The organism is Flavobacterium channae (genome assembly GCF_021172165.1).
GTDB classification, from domain to species: domain Bacteria; phylum Bacteroidota; class Bacteroidia; order Flavobacteriales; family Flavobacteriaceae; genus Flavobacterium; species Flavobacterium channae.
In genome coordinates this window covers 1,542,772-1,559,900 of the sequence record NZ_CP089096.1, presented here as the reverse complement: position 1 = coordinate 1,559,900, position 17,129 = coordinate 1,542,772, and the positions used below count along the sequence as shown (strand labels likewise).

Here is a 17,129-nt window from a genome sequence, read left to right as displayed (position 1 = left end):
CTACTAAGAGTTGCTTTTAACTTAATTTTTCAAAAACGAAATTAAGCCTTTGAAATAGGTTTTCTGATCGTCATAAAAAGCCATGTGACTTCCTTTTGAACAAAGCAAGAAAGAACCTTTTGGAAACAATGTGCTCATTTTTTCCATGAATTTTGGATCCATCGTATCATGAGTAGCACCAATTACTAATGTTGGGATTTTAATGTCTTTTAAATCATTAGTTCTGTCCCAATTTTCCAATTTTCCTGAAATACCAAATTCACTCGGACCTTGCATGGTTACATAAAGCGATTGGTTCATTTTTCCAAAAGAACGATTTACAGGTTCTGGCCAATCTTTTGCAGGAAAGCGAAGAATATGTTTTTCATAGAAATTAGGAAGTAATAATTCCATGTATTTTGGATTTGAAAAATCTTTTTCTGCTTCAATTTTTTCAATTTGTGCTAGTACGTCAGGATTCATTTGTTTGCCTAAAACTTCATCAGCATATTTACCATATTCAGGACAACTCGACATCATATTTGAAATAATCATTCCTTTCATGTTGTTTTGATATTTAATAGCATATTCCATCGCTAAAATGCCACCCCAAGAATGTCCTAACAAGTAGAAATTAGTGTTATCAAGTTTTAGTGCTTTACGAACTTGCTCAACTTCTTCAACATAGCGAGCTAAATCCCACATGGAAGTATCGTTTGGATTATCCGAATTTCCACATCCTAATTGGTCGTAGTAAATAAATTCGATGCCTTCTGCTGGCAAGAAGTTTTCAAAACATTCAAAATATTCGTGTGTTGCGCCAGGACCACCATTTAAAAGCAAAACTTTCACTTTTGGATTGTTACCAATACGCTTTGTCCATACATTAAAAGTGCCTTTTGGAGTTGTAATAGGAATAACTTTTACACCACCATTTTGAATACTATCTGCCGATTGTGCAAAATAGTCGTTTTGTGTTGCTACCGTTTCTTGTTTACAGCTTATGAATAAAGAAAGAGTAAAGAGAAGTAGCGAGATTTTGATTAGATTTTTCATAGTATGATATTTATTTACAATCAGAAAAAAGTTTCAGAACATTTTCAGCAATTTCATTTTCAGCAATTTCATTTTCAGTAATTAAATTATTATCTAATGTAATCATTTTATCACTAATTGATCTAAAACCTCTATAGTCTCCAGAAGTTCCTCCGTTAATGTTAGGTGTTAATTCAATTAAATTTTTCTTTCGATAAATAGAAACTTGTTTAGCATTTTCCATTTGCTTTTTTATAGAACTTCTTTTGGTAACTTTTTTGTAATTTTCATTTGCTGATTTTAAATCATATTTTTCATAATTTACTTTTTTGGATGAATCAAAATGTATATTAATTAATTTTTCAATTTCATCAATTTCAACATCAAGTGGTTTTACCGATACAAAATTTGATCGTACCCAAATTCCAGCGTCGGAAGAATTAAAAGTTTCTATTATATATTCATTTGGATATTGAGTAATATGAACTAAACTTTCATTTTTTTTAAACAACTTATTTAATAAATTTTGAATCAAAATATTCTTAAAAATTAGAAAATATATTCTCAAATATACCAAATTTCGTCCGAATTACCTACAAAATCTCTTCTACATGCTTCTTGATATTGGAAGCAATTTTTTGTGTTGGTAAATCATTATCATCATTACCAAAAGGATCTTCAATTTCTTCTGCAATAAGTTCTAAACTGGCCAATACATAAAAAATAAAAATTACTACAGGAATTACATAGTAACCTAAACTGAATACAAAACCAAAAGGCAATGTCATGACGAAGAAGAAAATGAATTTTTTAATAAACGAACTATACGAATACGGAATAGGTGTGTTTTTTATGCGTTCGCAAGCACCACAAATATCGGTGAATGATTGCAGTTCGCTATTTATAATATAAAACTGTTCGCCAGTAATTGTACCCGATTTGTAAAGTTCGTTTACTTTCTGAAACAATACTTTTGCAATTTGATTTGGGCGATGTTTATGATGATCCATTTCCAATTCTATTCCGTCAAAAAGCATTTGATTAATTTCTTCATTCATCAAATGTTTTGAAAGCACAGAAGAGTAAGTTGGAATGATTTTTTTAAAAAAGTATTTGTCATTTTCGTTAGATAAAAATGCTGAAAGTTTAATAGCTAAGTTACGACTGTTGTTTACTAGTGCACCCCATTGTTTTCTTCCTTCCCACCAGCGGTCATAAGCTGTGTTGGTTCGGTATGCCAATAATAACGACAATACAAAACCTACGGTAGTGTGCATTAGGGTTAGGTTTTTTACATAGCTTTTTTCTGAAAGTTTCCAATATTCAAGTTCTAAGTATGCTATTCCTCCAGAATAAAGCCCTATTAAAGCCATCATTGGAATTAATTGACGAAAGGTGTCCGATTTATGAAAACGAAATATGAATGTAATCCAGTCTTTTGGGTTGTATTGAACCATTATTTTAGGGTTTAGGGTTAAAGGAAATAGGTGATGGGTTAATCAATTACCAAATTTAACTTATATAATTCCAAATAGTTTTCTTTTTGCTGAGCTCAATAAAAGCTTCGCGAAGTTTTGCATGTTCTGGTTTTTCCATTGGTGCATCATTTTTTAAAAGTTTAATAGCATGATGTCGTGCTAGTTGTAAAATTTCTTTGTCTTTAACTAAATCTGCAATTTGAAGATTTAAAACGCCACTTTGTTGTTTTCCCATAATATCACCAGGACCTCTTAGTTTTAAATCGACTTCCGAAATTTCAAAACCATCATTTGTTCGTACCATCGTTTCCATACGGATTTTACTATCATTACTCAGTTTATGACCTGTCATTAAGATGCAATAACTTTGCTCGGCACCACGACCTACACGACCACGTAATTGGTGTAATTGCGATAATCCAAAACGCTCTGCACTTTCAATAACCATTACAGAAGCATTAGGAACATTAACCCCAACTTCAATAACGGTTGTAGCAATCATAATATTGGTTTTTCCTTCAGCAAAACGACGCATTTCTTCATCTTTATCGGCAGGTTTCATTTTGCCATGAACAATAGAAATAGCATATTGTGGTAATGGAAAATCTCTTGAAATACTTTCATAACCATCCATCAAATCTTTATAATCCATTTTTTCAGATTCTTGAATTAATGGATATACAATATACACTTGGCGACCTTTTGCAATTTCATCTTTTAAAAATTTCCAAACTTTCAATCGATTAGAATCATATCGATGAACGGTTTGAATAGGTTTTCTTCCAGGTGGTAATTCATCAATTACTGAAATATCTAAATCGCCATATAAACTCATGGCTAATGTTCGTGGAATAGGAGTAGCCGTCATTACAAGAACGTGAGGAGGAACATCATTTTTCTTCCAAAGTTTAGAACGTTGTTCCACACCAAATCGATGTTGTTCATCAATGATAGCCAAACCTAAATTATGAAATTGTACTTTATCTTCTAATAAAGCATGCGTTCCAATTAATATGTCTAAAGAACCATTTTCTAACTCTTCATGAATGATTTTTCTATCTGCAGTTTTAGTAGATCCTGTCAGTATTTTTATATTGATGTTTAATTCTTTTGCAAGCTCTGTAATACCATTAAAATGTTGATTGGCTAAGATTTCGGTTGGTGCCATTAAGCAGCTTTGAAAACCGTTATCTTTTGCTAAAAGCATGCACATTAAAGCAACTATTGTTTTTCCAGAACCAACATCGCCTTGCAATAATCGATTCATTTGCGCATTACTACCAAGGTCGTTTCGAATTTCTTTTAAAACGCGTTTTTGTGCATTGGTTAAATCAAAAGGCAAATGATTTTTATAGAAATTGTTGAAATTTTCGCCAACATTTTCAAAAGGCATTCCTTTAATTTTATGCTTGCGAATGAGGTTTTTTGTTATCAATTGTAATTGAATAAAAAACAATTCTTCAAACTTTAAACGAAATTGTGCTCTAGCTAATAAATCTTGACTTTTAGGAAAATGAATATTGAATAAAGCCGCATTTTTTGGAATAAGCTTTAATTCTTCCAAGAGATAATTAGGTAAGTTTTCAGAAAATAATGCTTGGGTTTCGACAAACAATTGTTGCATCATTTTATTGATGACTTTGTTTGAAATTCCTTTATTGGTTAATTTTTCTGTACTGGGATAAACAGGTTGCATAGCAGAACGAAGACTAGCTTTGTGCTCTTCTAACATTTCCATTTCAGGATGCGCCATATTGAAAGTAGCACCAAATTGCGATACTTTTCCAAAAATCACATACGGAATATTGATTTTCAAACTTTCTCGAATCCATTTTTGTCCTTGAAACCATACTAGTTCCATTTGACCCGTATCATCTACAAATGTTGCAACTAATCTCGATTTTCCTTTACCTTGTTCAACCGTTTTAATGTGAATAACTTTCCCTATAATTTGAACTTCTGAATTGCTGTTTTGCAGTTCGTTAATTTTGTAGTAACGGGTTCTGTCGATATATCTATTTGGGAATAAATTGAGTAAATCTACATATTTATGAATGCCCAACTCTTTGCGCAACAAATCGCCACGTTGAGGACCAACGCCTTTTAAATATTCTATGGGAGTTTCGAGTAGATTCATTATTTAGTTAACAGTGTTCAGTCACAGTATTCAGTTATCTATCGCAGTTATTTGTTATTTCTAATATAGAAGGATTTGAATAAAATTCATTTAGAAAAGCAATGTATTCTTCATTTTCTTTTATGAACTTTTTATAGGTTTTATTGTTATTTACTTTTTTGTTGATATTAATTTTAACTTTATTATTCTTAGGTTGTATTTTAACTATGACAGGTCTTGACATTGCACTTACCTCAATATAAATATTTTTTTCAACGGGAACAACTAAACAAAAAATTCCATCATAATCAGTAGTCACATAATATGGGGTTCCTTTGACTAATATATTTGCACCTGCAACTGGACCAAAATTATCTTCTATAATTCCTTTTATAAATCTAAAATTAATATCATTAGAATTTTGGGAATAACATAAGTTTATTCCTAAAAGTAGAATGATAATTATAGCTTTTTTCATTCTTAAGAATTCAAATTAAAATTTAAAACTTATATGACTTATGTGTTTTAACTTTCAAAATTAGATGATAATAAATCAAACTTTGAACTCTACTTGCGAAGATAAGATATTTTTTAAATTTTATTTAGGAATTAAATCGATATACCAAAATCCGTAATTAGGTTTATCACTATCTACATCGCAAGCTGTATTTGTTGTGGTCTTTGGTTTTTCGTATTTTCTATGCACTTTTTCACCTATCGAAAATTCGATTGGAAATTGAAAAATGGGACCATCAAAAGTAAAAGTATGAAATTCACCATTTTCACCACAAACATCTACATTATCTGGTAAATCTTCGATAAATTGTTTGTTAATTACTCGACCTACAAAACTTTCATCTAAAAATTCTGCATTTACACAAGTAACAATAGTTTTAAAACCTAAATCGATAAACTCATTTATTAATACATTTGTATCCTTTTTCCAAAGCGGAAAAACACCTTCAAAACCAATTTCTTTTAATTTATTTTCTCGGTATAAACGTAAATCTTCTAGAAAAATATCACCAAAAATAGAATGAGTGACGCCATTTTCTTTGAAAGAATTTAATGTTTTCTTCATTACGTCTTCATAAATTTCCATTGATGGCATTTCTGGAATCATCATTTTTGTTAATGGAAGTTGAAGGCTTTTTGCTTGTTGTTCTAATAATTCTACACGAACACCATGCATTGAAATTCTTTGATATTGCTCACTAACACTAGTTAAAAGTGACACAATTTCAAATTCATTATTTTTAAGAGTTTTGTAAAGTGCTAGAGCCGAATCTTTACCGCTGCTCCAATTAAAAAGGGCTTTGTTTTTCAACGAAATTTTATTTAACAACAAACTTAAGAAAAACTTATAAATTGATTTGTATTTTTGTTTAAAACAATAATATATATGCGCTATTTATTTTTATTTTTTTCCTTTGTTTTATTCGGTCAACAAACAAATAAAGTTGACTTTTTAGTTTGTAATGCCAAAGTAACTCCAAATACGCAATCGCGTTCTATATCCGGATATGTTTCTTATGAGTTTAAAGTTTGTAAAAGTATCGATACTATAAAAATTGATGCTATTAATATGGAATTTTCAGATGTTTTAATAAACGGGAAATCGGTTAAATTCAAGAACTCTGGAAAAACATTAGATTTATTTGAAGGATTTAAAAAAGGAAAAAATACAATAACTTTTAGTTATTCAGCAACTCCAAAACAAACACTTTATTTTACAGGGCAAGATGAAAATTTACAAATTTGGACACAAGGACAAGGACGCTATACAAGTCATTGGTTACCATGTTTTGATGATGTAAATGAAAAAGTGATTTTTAATATGTCGGTTGAGTTTAGAAATGATTTTGTAGTTATGTCGAATGGTACTTTTGTATCAAATCAATACAATTCTAAAGGGAATTTAATTACTTGGAATTATAAAATGCAAAAACCAATGTCTTCTTATCTCGTAATGTTGGCTATTGGTAATTTCGAAAAACAAACGACAACAACTAAATCTGGTACACCGTTAGAATTTTACTTAGATAAAAACGATGTTTCTAAATTTGAACCCACCTATCGCTATTCTAAAGAACTATTCGATTATTTGGAGCAAGAAATAGGAGTGAAGTATCCTTGGGGTATTTACCGACAAGTTCCGGTGCGTGATTTTTTATATGCAGGAATGGAGAATACGACTTCTACGATTTTTGCACAAGATTTTGTGGTTGATGAAATAGGGTTTAATGATAGAAATTATGTGAATGTTAACGCACATGAATTAGCCCATCAATGGTTTGGCGATTTGATTACGGCGCAATCGGGGAAACATCATTGGTTGCAGGAAGGTTTTGCTACGTATTATGCGTTATTGGCGGAACGTCATTTATTTGGAGATGATTATTTCTATGAGGAATTAAACGATTATGCTGAACAATTAAAACGTGCTTCTAAAACCGATACGATTCCTGTGATGAATGAAAAAGCGAGTTCGTTATCGTTTTACAAAAAAGGCGCTTGGGCATTACATGTGATGCGTGAAGACATTGGTGCAAAGAATTTCCAAAAAGCGGTTAAAAAATACTTAAAGAAATACCAATACAAAAACGTTAATACTAATGATTTCTTGAAAATTGTAAAAGAAGTTTCGGGTTATGATGTGGAAAATTTCAAAAAAGTTTGGTTAGAAAAGTCTGGATTTGAAATAGAAATTGCTCAAAAATATCTTTCTAAAAACAAATTCATTCAAGATTATTTTGCTTTAAAGAAAAGTAAAAAATCATTAGCTGAATTAACAGAAATTTTAAAATCAGATGCGTATTATCCAATCAAAAAATACATCGTATATCAAACGCGAAATATACCTTTTGAAGAGCGAAAAGTCATTTTAGAAACTGCTTTAGCAACAAATGATATTTTGGTAAGAAGAGCCGTTGCGGAATCTACACCTGTAGTTCCTGAGGTATTTAAATCGCAATATGAATCATTATTAATGGATGATTCCTATCAAACGAAAGAAATAGCATTAACCAATCTTTGGAAAAACTTTCCAGATGAGCGTTTGCGTTATTTAGAACAAACCAAAGAAATTGTTGGAAATAATGATAAAAGTTTCCGATTAACTTGGTTAGCTTTGGCAATGAATACGGAAAATTTGCTGGAGCAAGTGAAAGCTAATTCGTATAATCAATTGTTGAATTTTGCTTCTGAAAACTACGAAAGTTCCCTTAGACAAAACGCTTTAGAATTGTTATTGCAACTAAATCCAAATGATGAAAAAGTAATTGAGTTATTGTTTAAAGCAACAGTGCATCACAAATGGCAGTTCACTAAGTTTGGAAGAGATAATGTTCGCTTATTACTCAAAAAACCACAATACAGAACACTAGTTGAAAAATTAGCATCGACTTCAGATGAAACCATGAAAGAGTTGTATTGGAAGTTCTTAAACGAAAAATAAAAAAAATCCTGAGCTTCAACTCGGGATTTGTATTTAAAAAACTCTTTTCAATTCTTCTTTCAGATAGCTAATTCCAATTGTACTTGGAGCTTCATTTTCAGTCATTTCTATCATTATGGCTTCTCTTAATTTATCAGCATTTGTAATGTCTTCTCGAGCTGCATTTTTACGAATAATTTGTACCGTACTATTTTTAGCTTTCAACACAATGTCCCAAGTTTCTGAAGTTAAATATATTTGTTGTGTTAAATTGTGCTCATATTCTGTTTGAATGTGATGAACTAACAAGGTAGCGTAATCATCTTTTGATTGACTAATTGGTGCTACACGTAACAAGAGTTGCGCAGGGTTAATTCGCTCTAAAAATAAAACCATACGCTCATACGCTTGTAAACGTATTGGTAATGCTTGCTTTTGATTTTCTCTTAACAATTCAAATTTACGCTTATTCTCTTCGTTTCTGTAAAATTTTTGCATCATTACAAATGCTACTCCACCAGTAACAATTGCAGGTAACGTATAAGCAGCAATTTCAAGTAATTTATCTTCGATTGGCATAGTTCAATTGGTTTAATTTTTACGCAAATTAAGATTAAAATTATTAAAATTCAAATAGATTTTCTTTTGTTGGTATTATCTTAAAAAGAGTTGATAACTTCTTTTGTATTAACCCATTTCAAAATGTATTTTTGTAAATTAGATAAAAAGAAATGCACCTTATGGATAAAATGCAGCGATATATAAGCCAATTGAATGAAGCACAACAAGCTCCGGTTTTGCAAAAAGACGGACCTATGATTGTAATTGCAGGAGCAGGATCTGGTAAAACCCGTGTATTAACAGTTCGTATAGCTAATTTAATGAGTCAGGGTGTAGACGCATTTAATATTTTAGCTTTAACCTTTACTAATAAAGCAGCACGTGAAATGAAAAAACGTATTGCAGACATTGTAGGGAACAACGAAGCTAAAAACCTTTGGATGGGAACTTTCCACTCAGTTTTTGCTAAAATCTTAAGAAATGAAGCGGATAAATTGGGTTACCCTTCAAATTTTACCATTTATGATACTCAGGATTCTGTTCGATTGATTGGCGCTATTATAAAAGAAATGCAATTGGATAAAGATATCTACAAGCCAAAACAGATTTTGGGTAGAATATCATCTTATAAAAACTCATTAATCACTGTAAAAGCTTATTTTAATAATCCTGAATTGCAAGAAGCCGATGCCATGAGCAAAAAGCCTCGAATGGGTGAGATTTATCAGCAATATGTAGAGCGTTGCTTTAAATCGGGAGCTATGGATTTTGATGATTTGTTGTTAAAAACTAACGAGCTTTTGAATCTTTTTCCAGATGTTTTAGCCAAATATCAAGACAGATTCCGATACATTTTAGTAGATGAGTATCAAGATACGAATCATTCGCAATACCTAATTGTAAGGGCTTTATCAGATAGATTCCAAAATATTTGTGTAGTAGGAGATGATGCACAAAGTATTTATGCTTTCCGTGGTGCCAACATCAATAATATTTTAAATTTCCAAAAAGATTACGAAAACGTACAATTGTATCGTTTGGAACAAAATTATCGTTCTTCTAAAAATATTGTAGAAGCGGCAAATAATGTAATAGATAAGAATAAAACAAAACTTGATAAAATTGTTTGGACTTCGAATGATGATGGTCCGAAAATAAAAGTCCATCGAAGTTTAACAGATAGTGAAGAAGGTCGTTTTGTAGCAGCAACCATTTTTGAGCAAAAAATGCAAAACCAAATGCTCAACGGACAATTTGCTATTTTGTATCGTACGAATGCGCAATCGCGTGCTATGGAAGATGCCTTGCGTAAACGCGATATTCCATATCGTATTTATGGTGGATTGTCATTTTATCAGCGTAAAGAGATTAAAGATGTTTTAGCGTATTTGCGATTGGTTATTAATCCTAAAGATGAAGAAGCTTTAGTACGTGTAATTAATTATCCTGCTAGAGGAATTGGAGATACAACAGTTGAGAAATTAACGGTTGCTGCAAATCATTACAAGCGTTCTATTTTTGAAGTAATGGAGCACATCGATAAAATTGATTTGAAACTGAATTCAGGAACAAAGACTAAAATTCATGACTTTGTTACTATGATTAAAAGCTTTCAGGTTGTTAATGAAAATCAAGATGCATTTTTCTTAACGGATCATGTTACTAAGAAAACAGGTTTGGTTCAAGAACTTAAGAAAGATGGAACTCCAGAAGGAATAGCTAAAATTGAAAATATCGAAGAATTATTAAACGGTATTAAAGATTTTACAGAAGGGCAAAAGGAAATTGATGGTGCAAGAGGTGCTTTAGCAGAGTTTTTAGAAGACGTTGCTTTAGCTACCGATTTAGATAAAGATACTGGTGATGATGATAGAGTAGCGCTAATGACAATTCACTTGGCGAAAGGATTAGAGTTTCCACATGTGTTTATTGTTGGTTTAGAAGAAGATTTGTTTCCGAGTGCTATGAGTTTGAACACGCGTAGCGAATTAGAAGAAGAGCGTCGTTTGTTTTATGTTGCACTAACACGTGCCGAACATCAAGCGTATTTGACTTATGCGCAATCGCGTTATCGTTGGGGTAAACTAGTAGATAGTGAACCTTCTCGTTTTATAGAAGAAATTAACGATCAGTATTTGGAATATTTGAATCCTGTTGATTCAGTTTATCGATACAAACCAGTTATGGATATTGATGTTTTTGGTGATATTGATAAATCAAAATTGCGTTTATCAAAGCCAACTGCTGGAACACCGCCAAAATATTTAACACAAGACCAACCAAGTCCTACAGCTAATATTAGACGTTTAAAACCTGTTTCTAGTAATTCAGGAGGATCTAATTCGGTTGATGCCAATTTAACGGTTGGAAATATCGTAATGCACGAACGTTTTGGAAAAGGTCAAATCGTAAACATAGAAGGAGTAGGAGCTGATAAAAAAGCTGAAATTCGCTTTGATGTGGGTGGATTGAAAAAATTGTTGTTGCGATTTGCAAAGTTGGAAGTAATTGGGTAAATCCGTCACTTCGAGTGTTTTTATGAAGAGAAACGGAATAAAAATGTATCGAGAGGTATGAAGCAATCATATGTTTACATATTAAAATGTTCCGACGATTCTTATTATACTGGAGTAACAAGTAATTTGACTCAAAGGATTTTTCAGCATGAAATAGGTTTTTATCCTGAATGTTATACAGCAAATAGGCGACCAATTGAATTGGTTTACTATTGTGAATTTACAGATATTAATATCGCAATTGAAACAGAAAAAAAGATTAAGAAATGGTCACGTCTAAAAAAGGAAGCTCTAATTAATCAAGAGTTTGAAAAGTTACCTAATTTAGCAAAAAAGAAGTTTTAAGATTAATTTGCTCTCGATACAATTTTTCTCCATTTTATTTCGAAAAATCACTCGAGCTGACGAAAAAAACATATAAATCATGTCAGAATTCATAAGAATATACGAAGATAAGCCAAGTGAAGCAGCTATTAAAAAAGTAGTAGATGTATTAAAAGATGGTGGATTAGTCATTTATCCAACTGATACGGTTTATGGATTGGGTTGTGATATAACGAATTCTCGTGCGCTTGAAAAATTAGCTAAAATCAAAGGCATTAAATTGGAAAAAGCGAATTTTTCTTTTGTTTGTTCGAGTTTGAGTAATTTATCTGATTATGTAAAGCAAATTGATACTTCTACTTTCAAAATACTAAAACGTGCTTTACCTGGTCCTTACACTTTTATTTTGCCAGGAAATAATGATTTGCCAAAAGAATTCAGAAAAAAGAAAACTGTTGGAATACGTGTTCCTCATAACAATATTGCGCTTCAGATTGTGGAAATGTTAGGAAATCCTATTGTTTCAACGTCAATTCGTGATGAAGATGAGGTTATTGAATATTCTACCGATCCAGAATTAATCTTCGAAAAATGGCAAAATAAAGTCGATTTGGTTATCGATGGCGGTTACGGAGACAATGTAGCTTCCACCATTATAGATTTAACAGGTTATGAGCCAGAAGTTGTTCGTGAGGGTAAGGGAAGTTTAGATATATTGTAAAAAAAAGGACAATTTAATATTAAATTGTCCTTTCAAAAAATAGTTTATTTAGATATTATTGTCCATCAACATTAGAATTAGTATCTGGATAGCTAATTAATTTATTTTTAGCATAATTTTCAGATTTTTCTTTACTTTGACCATATAATTCTGGATGTAAGTAAGTTCCTTTGTATTCTTTTTCTTTCTCTGGGATAATTCTGTTTTCATTAGCATATTTATCTGCTCTTACAGCAGTTATTTGCCAACTCACTTCTACATTAGGTGAATTTGTTTGGATAATAAATTTATTGTCTGAAATTTTTTCTCTAATTATAGCTTGAGCAAATGTACCAATGGTAGTTAATTGATATCTAAAATCTTTATTAGCGGCTTCAAAATAGTTTGGTAATAAAACTGTTGCATAACCATTTTCATCTGTTGTAACATTACCAGAATATATATTCAACATTTCAGGTGATTCAACAAAACTGTGAATTAAATATTTGTTTTTTGGATCTAATGGATGATCAATCTTAAAAGTTCCTCCTCCTTTAGCAATATTCCCCGTTATATTTAAATCTCCAGTAATTGTTACATTTCCTGTAAAATCAGAATTTCCATCAACACTTAAAGTATTTAAGGCATTAGTATTGTAATTAAGCCCAAGTCTTAATTGTCTTAAATTTGAAAAGCCACTTCTATTGAATCTAGCAAGAGTATCAGGAGTTGAACAAGCACCAATTAAATATAAATTATTTAAAGCCCCATTATGTTGAAATTTAATTCCACATTCACCTGCTGCATAATTAATATCTTCAACAAAAAGTAATTCTCCCGAATTTACATTGTTAAAACCACCAAGATTACCTATACCAGCTTTAGGACTAGTATTGTTAGTTACTACAAAATTTAAATTTGAATTAGTAACATTTGGACCTACTATTACACTTCCAGTATTGGAATTATTAATATTTGTGCCGTTTGTAGACCATTGTGGACCATTAACCCCAGCAGAAGTTTTTGCAAATAATGCATAAGGAACACTCAATAGTTGACTTGAACCACTAATTGTATAATTTGTCCCACCAGCAGGATCAACATCAGTCGAAATAAAATACGAACCAGTTGACCAATCGATTGTAGAAAAACTTCCAGATACAACACTTCCATTTCCAACTTCTATACTTATTAAACCATTTGCATTTGTACTTGTTGAATGAGTTTCAACATAAACTGCTGTTCCTGTTGAAGAGCCTTGTAATATGCTCACTTGTATTCCCACAGGTGATGATATGATTAACGCGTCTGAACCATCTCTAATTATTGCTTGATAACTCATCATTTCTGGAGTTTGAGCTTGTGCTGTATAGGTAATGCATATGAATGCAAAAAGAGTATATAATTTTTTCATAATTTTATTTTTTTATTAATTTAAAAGATTTGATTAATTTGTCTTTATTCATTATATTGAGAAAATAGATATTTGAAGAATAGCTTGAAACATCAATAGTAGTTTCGTTTTGTAAGTAATCTTCTTTTTTTATAACTTTCCCATTAATATCAATAATTTTAAGACTAAGATTTAAATTATTTAAGTTGATAAAGTTTATTGTAATATGATCAGTGGAAGGATTTGGATAAATTTTCAAATCACTAATTAACTCTGAATAATCTATCGAAGATAATACTTCGGAGATTTCATAAGGTTGTTGAACACCTTGTGCATTAGATCCATTAGTTCCTGAGTTTGTCGTGTAAACCATTTGACCAACTGAATAAGAAACTGATCCATTAGCTCCCGAAAGATTTCCTCCCGAAGCATTAACCGAATTTTGTGCTACAATAAAGGTTATACCAATAAAATAAACACTCAAAAAATAAAACATTAATTTTTTACATTTCATAATTTTATATTTTTTTAAGTTCTCTCAAATCTAATGAAAATAATTAGTTTACGAATGGTTTTATCGTTATAAAACAATTAAAAAGGTTAAAAGGTTGGTTTTTTTATTTATTAATATAAAAAAAAATGATTATTTTTTAATTTTATGTGTTCGAAATTTACATTTGTGATGAATTTGTATAAAATTAAACACGTAGCAAATGAATAAAAAAAACACTTACTAAACTTTAGTAAGTGTTTTGATATTTATATTATTATATTTTTTGAAAATTTATTTTCCTTCTAAATTTTTCATTTCCTTTTCTAACATATCGTAGAATTGGTCAATTTTAGGCATAATAATAATACGAGTTCTTCTGTTTTTTGCTCTGTTTGCTGGAGAATCGTTATCCACTAAAGGAACATAAGAACTTCTACCAGCAGGAATTAATTGTTTTGGACTAACTCCTAAGTCTTTTTGTAAAACTCTAACAATTGAAGTCGCTCTTTTAACCGATAAATCCCAGTTGTCTAATAAAACAGCATTTTTAATTGGCACATTATCTGTGTGACCTTCTACCATACATTCAAAATCTGGTTTACTGTTGATTACTTTAGCTACTTTAGCTAAAACTCCTTTTGCTTTGTCACTAACTTCGTAACTTCCTGATTTGAATAATAAATTATCAGCAATTGAAATCATTACAACTCCTTTTTCAATATTAATATTGATATCTGGATCGTCGATTCCAACTTCACGTTTTAAACTTGTAACTAATGCTAAAGTAACACTGTCTTTTTTAGTTAAAGCGTCTTGTAAACGAGATATTTTTAAATCTTTTTCTTTTAAACTTTCTAAAGATTTTTCAAGATTCTCAGCACCTTTAGTTGTTAATGTTGTTAAATTACCAACATTGTTAATTAAATCGGTATTGTTTTTCTTAAGGAAGTCAACTTGTTGAGCCAAAGCTTCTCTTTCAGTCAAACAGGTATTTAATTTTACTGTTGCAGTGTTTAATAAATCTTGAATTTCTTTGTTTTTAGCTTCTAATTCGGTGTATTTCTTTTTTGAAACACATGAACTTAATGAAATAGCAGCTACTGTGGCGAATAACATTACTCTTCTCATACGTTACTTTTTTTTTACAAAATTAAATGGAAATTGTTAAAAAATAGCTTTTTTAAACCTAAACTATTGTTAAAAAATATCTGCAAAGACCTTGCCATTCTTGGCAAAGTAACTGTAAACGATACTTTTTGATTTAAAATAATTTGGCTTCTGAATAGTTTCTCGTTTTTTATAATATTGATTAGCAAGCTTGTAAAAAGCAAAATGAGCTTTAATAATAGCAAAACAATGTTTGAATTTTCCTTTCAAAACAAACTGAATTCCCGCTAATCCGTCCAAACACAATCGAATAAAAATAATAGAAAACAATTGATTCTTTGGAAGATTTTTAGTCAACATTAATAATGAATTTCTAAAATTCAAAAAGGTTTTTCTTGGATTTCCTTCGTTTAAAGTAGCACCACCAACATGATAAACCACAGACTTTGGTGTGTATTTTATTTTAAATCCTTTATTGAAAGCTCTCCAGCACAAATCAATTTCTTCTTGATGCGCAAAGAAATCATCATCAAAACCTTTTAATTGATGGTAAACATCTTTTCTAATAAAAAAACATGCTCCAGTAGCCCAAAAGATTTCGATTTCATCATCATACTGATGTTTGTCTTCTTCAATGGTATCAAAAATACGACCTCTACAAAATGGATAACCAAACTTATCAATAAATCCACCGGCTCCTCCAGCATATTCAAAATGGTTTTTCTTTTTAAAATCCAGTAATTTTGGTTGAATAATTGCAGTTTCAGGTTCGTTTTCAAATATATTTAAAATAGGAGTAAGCCAATTTTCAGTAACTTCAATATCTGAATTTACTAAAGCATAATGTTCTTCTTCGACATATTTTAAAGCTTCATTATATCCTTTTGCAAATCCAAAATTATCGGTATTTTGAATTATCTTAACTGAAGGAAATTGAGTTTTAATGACTTCAATTGAACTATCAGTTGAAGCATTATCGGCTACATAAATATTGGCTTCATCTGAAAATGCAACTACCGAAGGTAAAAATTGTTCTAACAATTTTGCACCATTCCAATTTAATATGACTACTGCTATTTTTTTCAAGTGATTATTGATTAAGTAATTGTTGAATTTTTATTTTTTTGCTATTTCTTTCAAATGAAAAGGAGTTTGAAAGTTCATCTGCCAAATTCAGTAATTCAAAAGATCTTATTAAATAGGCTTTAGAAGAATTCATTTCAGCTAACAAATCAGCTAATTTTTCCAAGTTTTGTTCGTTAAATTTAAAATTTGAAAGATATTTTTTCATTTCAACATTTGAGAGAGAAACAAATAAAGGTAAATCAAAATCCAATTCATTCTTAAATTCATTCGTAACTAAATCATATGTTTCAACTGAATTACCTGCCGAATTTCCTTTTAAAAAAATGGCTAATAATCGTTGTAAAAAGAATCCTAATTTTTCAATTTCGGCTTGTATTAAATCGCGTTTTTCCATTATTAAATTGAATATTCAGGAAGTTCTTTCAAGAAAACATATTTTTCGTTTTCAAAATCCATTTGGCAAAAATAATGATTTAGTCCGTTAGTAACCATTAAATATTTAGCTTTCAAAACTAAATTATAACGCGCAATTTGGTCAAATGTTTGTTGGGATATTGGAACTTCTGGAGCTTTACATTCGATTAATAAAAATATCTCTCCATTAGGTTGAAAAACAACAACATCATATCGTTTGCTTAAATCGTTAATCTTAATTAATTTCTCAACGTTTATATACGATTTTGGATATTTTTTATCTTGTAACAAAAACTGAACTACATGCTGACGCACCCATTCTTCTGGAGTAAGAAGAATAAATTTTTTTCTGATTTCATCAAAAATAGACACTTTATTTTCACTATTTTTGAACCGAAAGAAATAGTTTGGAAAATTCAAATTTTGCATGAGGCAAAAATAGTTATTTTAAGCTAACTGTCAACTACCACTGAACTCTGAATACTTAAAAG

The 17,129-nt window shown here is 30.5% G+C and carries 17 protein-coding genes; 4 read left to right on the top strand and 13 right to left on the bottom strand.

The window, feature by feature from the left end:
• Positions 1-21: 21 nt before the first annotated feature.
• The 6 genes from LOS89_RS07190 to LOS89_RS07165 all read right to left on the bottom strand — a co-directional run bounded on the left by LOS89_RS07190 (position 22) and on the right by LOS89_RS07165 (position 5,935).
• Complete coding sequence (locus LOS89_RS07190; RefSeq protein WP_231834610.1) at positions 22-1,035, bottom strand: proline iminopeptidase-family hydrolase; 1,014 nt, start codon at positions 1,033-1,035, stop codon at positions 22-24.
• 10 nt (positions 1,036-1,045) lie between these two features.
• Entirely contained in the window at positions 1,046-1,525 is a 480-nt protein-coding gene (locus LOS89_RS07185) for a hypothetical protein (RefSeq protein WP_231834609.1), read from the bottom strand.
• Between the two features lie 82 nt (positions 1,526-1,607).
• Positions 1,608-2,471, bottom strand: a complete 864-nt coding sequence (locus LOS89_RS07180) for a bestrophin family protein (protein WP_231834608.1) — start codon at positions 2,469-2,471, stop codon at positions 1,608-1,610.
• 55 nt (positions 2,472-2,526) lie between these two features.
• The gene (gene recG, locus LOS89_RS07175) at positions 2,527-4,629 is read right to left on the bottom strand and encodes an ATP-dependent DNA helicase RecG (RefSeq protein ID WP_231834607.1); all 2,103 of its coding nucleotides are present in this window, start codon (positions 4,627-4,629) and stop codon (positions 2,527-2,529) included.
• Positions 4,630-4,663: 34 nt separating this feature from the next.
• Complete coding sequence (locus LOS89_RS07170) at positions 4,664-5,086, bottom strand: hypothetical protein (RefSeq protein ID WP_231834606.1); 423 nt, start codon at positions 5,084-5,086, stop codon at positions 4,664-4,666.
• A gap of 120 nt (positions 5,087-5,206) precedes the next feature.
• The gene (locus LOS89_RS07165; RefSeq protein ID WP_231834605.1) at positions 5,207-5,935 is read right to left on the bottom strand and encodes a Dph6-related ATP pyrophosphatase; all 729 of its coding nucleotides are present in this window, start codon (positions 5,933-5,935) and stop codon (positions 5,207-5,209) included.
• Between the two features lie 75 nt (positions 5,936-6,010).
• Between LOS89_RS07165 and LOS89_RS07160 the strand changes: the two genes are divergently transcribed.
• Positions 6,011-8,065, top strand: a complete 2,055-nt coding sequence (locus tag LOS89_RS07160; RefSeq protein WP_231834604.1) for a M1 family metallopeptidase — start codon at positions 6,011-6,013, stop codon at positions 8,063-8,065.
• Between the two features lie 33 nt (positions 8,066-8,098).
• Here LOS89_RS07160 and LOS89_RS07155 read toward each other — a convergent pair whose 3' ends face one another.
• Complete coding sequence (locus tag LOS89_RS07155) at positions 8,099-8,623, bottom strand: DUF7935 family protein (protein WP_231834603.1); 525 nt, start codon at positions 8,621-8,623, stop codon at positions 8,099-8,101.
• Between the two features lie 170 nt (positions 8,624-8,793).
• Here LOS89_RS07155 and LOS89_RS07150 point away from each other — a divergent pair, with 170 nt between their 5' ends.
• From LOS89_RS07150 to LOS89_RS07140, 3 genes are all read left to right on the top strand, one after another.
• Positions 8,794-11,121 carry an ATP-dependent helicase gene (locus tag LOS89_RS07150; RefSeq protein WP_231837049.1) on the top strand — a complete coding sequence of 776 codons (2,328 nt, stop codon included), beginning with the start codon at positions 8,794-8,796 and terminating at the stop codon, positions 11,119-11,121.
• Between the two features lie 57 nt (positions 11,122-11,178).
• Positions 11,179-11,466, top strand: coding sequence for a GIY-YIG nuclease family protein (locus LOS89_RS07145; RefSeq protein ID WP_231834602.1), 288 nt, complete (start codon positions 11,179-11,181; stop codon positions 11,464-11,466).
• Positions 11,467-11,545: 79 nt separating this feature from the next.
• Positions 11,546-12,166 (top strand): L-threonylcarbamoyladenylate synthase, encoded by a 621-nt coding sequence (locus LOS89_RS07140; protein WP_231834601.1) that lies wholly within the window; start codon positions 11,546-11,548, stop codon positions 12,164-12,166.
• A gap of 55 nt (positions 12,167-12,221) precedes the next feature.
• Here LOS89_RS07140 and LOS89_RS07135 read toward each other — a convergent pair whose 3' ends face one another.
• The 6 genes from LOS89_RS07135 to LOS89_RS07110 form a co-directional block, all read right to left on the bottom strand.
• Entirely contained in the window at positions 12,222-13,559 is a 1,338-nt protein-coding gene (locus LOS89_RS07135; RefSeq protein ID WP_231834600.1) for a DUF8740 domain-containing protein, read from the bottom strand.
• Positions 13,560-13,563: 4 nt separating this feature from the next.
• The gene (locus LOS89_RS07130) at positions 13,564-14,052 is read right to left on the bottom strand and encodes a T9SS type A sorting domain-containing protein (protein ID WP_231834599.1); all 489 of its coding nucleotides are present in this window, start codon (positions 14,050-14,052) and stop codon (positions 13,564-13,566) included.
• A 270-nt stretch (positions 14,053-14,322) separates the two neighbouring features.
• Complete coding sequence (locus tag LOS89_RS07125; protein WP_231834598.1) at positions 14,323-15,159, bottom strand: OmpA/MotB family protein; 837 nt, start codon at positions 15,157-15,159, stop codon at positions 14,323-14,325.
• A 69-nt stretch (positions 15,160-15,228) separates the two neighbouring features.
• Positions 15,229-16,224 (bottom strand): glycosyltransferase family 2 protein, encoded by a 996-nt coding sequence (locus LOS89_RS07120; protein ID WP_231834597.1) that lies wholly within the window; start codon positions 16,222-16,224, stop codon positions 15,229-15,231.
• 4 nt (positions 16,225-16,228) lie between these two features.
• Positions 16,229-16,618, bottom strand: a complete 390-nt coding sequence (locus LOS89_RS07115; protein WP_231834596.1) for a hypothetical protein — start codon at positions 16,616-16,618, stop codon at positions 16,229-16,231.
• 2 nt (positions 16,619-16,620) lie between these two features.
• Positions 16,621-17,067, bottom strand: a complete 447-nt coding sequence (locus tag LOS89_RS07110; RefSeq protein WP_231834595.1) for a type I restriction enzyme HsdR N-terminal domain-containing protein — start codon at positions 17,065-17,067, stop codon at positions 16,621-16,623.
• Positions 17,068-17,129 lie beyond the last annotated feature (62 nt).